Origin of the sequence: Thermoanaerobacterium sp. PSU-2, assembly GCF_002102475.1 — a bacterium.
GTDB lineage: Bacteria > Bacillota > Thermoanaerobacteria > Thermoanaerobacterales > Thermoanaerobacteraceae > Thermoanaerobacterium.
The window spans coordinates 1-258 of the sequence record NZ_MSQD01000054.1; the positions used below are offsets into that span (position 1 = coordinate 1).

Below are 258 nucleotides of genomic sequence, written 5' to 3' on the forward strand. Positions count from 1 at the left end.
GTAAGACAGATAGCAGCAGCAGCGAAAGAGCAGAGAAATCAAGGGCAAAACATAGTAGAAGCGGTAGAAAATATAACAAATCAAGCAGCACAGGTAAGTCAAGCGACAAAAGAACAAGCAAAAGGAGTAGAAGAGATAGTACAAGGAGTAAACAATGCGAGAGAGCAAGTGAGGCAGATAGCGGCAGCAGCGAAAGAGCAGAGAAATCAAGGGCAAAACATAGTAGAAGCGGTAGAAAATATAACAAACCAAGCAGTG

Annotated in this window: 1 pseudogene; it reads left to right on the forward strand. The window is 42.6% G+C overall.

The window, feature by feature from the left end:
• Positions 1-258, forward strand: a pseudogene (locus tag BVF91_RS13090) (methyl-accepting chemotaxis protein); the annotation flags it as partial.